Origin of the sequence: Endozoicomonas sp. ONNA2 (genome assembly GCF_024606365.1) — a bacterium.
In the GTDB taxonomy this organism is placed as follows: Bacteria; Pseudomonadota; Gammaproteobacteria; order Pseudomonadales; family Endozoicomonadaceae; genus Endozoicomonas.
This window is the reverse complement of sequence record NZ_JAHHPO010000724.1, coordinates 1-1,277: the sequence shown is the minus strand read 5'-3', so window position 1 is coordinate 1,277 and position 1,277 is coordinate 1. Positions and strand designations below refer to the sequence as shown.

Sequence of the window (1,277 nt, the reverse complement as noted above, 5' to 3'; positions counted from 1 at the left end):
ATATATGATTTCTATGGTTAGCTACTTACCACTAAGCTGCCAAATCGGAGCAGAGAATTTCCACAATGGCATCGGCTTCACGGAGTGAACGGATTCGCTCAAACAAATTCTGAGCTTCCGGATACGCCTTGCGCAGATAATTGAGCCACTGCTTCAGTCGGGAAGGATGGTACTGCCATTTGCCATTCAGACGATCTCTGTCGCTTAATTGTAGCATAAGCTGCAATACACAATGCCAGTTCATCGGACTGACCGACTCCCGAATCATGGTGGTGATATTCGGCGTGACCAGCGAAGGCCGCCCTACCATAAGATCAGAGCAGCCTGAGACTTCCCGGCAGCGTCTGGCATCCTCATGATTCCAGATCTCCCCGTTGGCGATCACCGCAATGCCCAGGTTCTCGCGAATTTTGCCAATGAATTCCCAGTGGGCCGGGGGCCGATAACCTTCTGCCCGGGTCCTGGCATGCACCGCCAACTCTGAGGCTCCGGCCTGTTCAACCGCACGGGCATTTTCCAGAAACAACGACTTGTCCTCATAACCCAGACGAATTTTGGCCGTCACCGGCAGCTTCGCAGGCACCGCTTCGCGAACGGCCCTGACGATACTGAACAGCTGATCCGGCTCCCGAAGCAGAATCGCCCCGCCCCGGCTTTTGTTGACCGTTTTTGACGGACAGCCGAAGTTGATGTCCACCCCCGGCGAACCAAGCGCCACTGCACGCTGGGCATTCAGTGCCATATATTCGGGATTACTGCCCAACAACTGTAGACGAACCGGTGTACCATTCGATGTTTTTGCCCCCTGCAGCAGCTCCGGACAGGTGCGGTAAAACACCCGGTTTGGCAACAAGGCATCGGTTACCCTGACAAACTCGGTAACACACAGATCGAAGGTATTGATGCCGGTGAGCAGATCCCGCATATCGTGGTCCATAACGCCTTCCATCGGCGCCAGTATCAACCGCATGGTATGCCTCTGGAGTGAAAAACCGCCAATTCTACCGTCATCAGGCCTGCATAACAAAATAGTCACTGATTCACGCGGGAACCAACAAGCTGTGCTGTGGTCAATAGTCTGGAAGGCAGCCCCTGTCTGTCATCGGTTGCTTATATGGATACATAGTATTGGTTGATAACATCAGTCAGCTGTTTTTTTAACATACCTGCCAGAGTCAGTTATGGACAAAATCAATAATCCATCAAATTCCCTGCAAGCCCCTGATCTGAACCCACAACAGCCAGTGCCTGAGACCGGACCCGAGGCTAACGGAGAA

1 protein-coding gene is annotated in these 1,277 nt (G+C 52.9%); it reads right to left on the bottom strand.

Annotated elements, in window-relative coordinates; genetic code table 11:
* Nucleotides 1-31: 31 nt before the first annotated feature.
* Nucleotides 32-970, bottom strand: a complete 939-nt coding sequence (locus tag KDK14_RS12805; protein ID WP_257265532.1) for a tRNA-dihydrouridine synthase — start codon at nt 968-970, stop codon at nt 32-34.
* Nucleotides 971-1,277 lie beyond the last annotated feature (307 nt).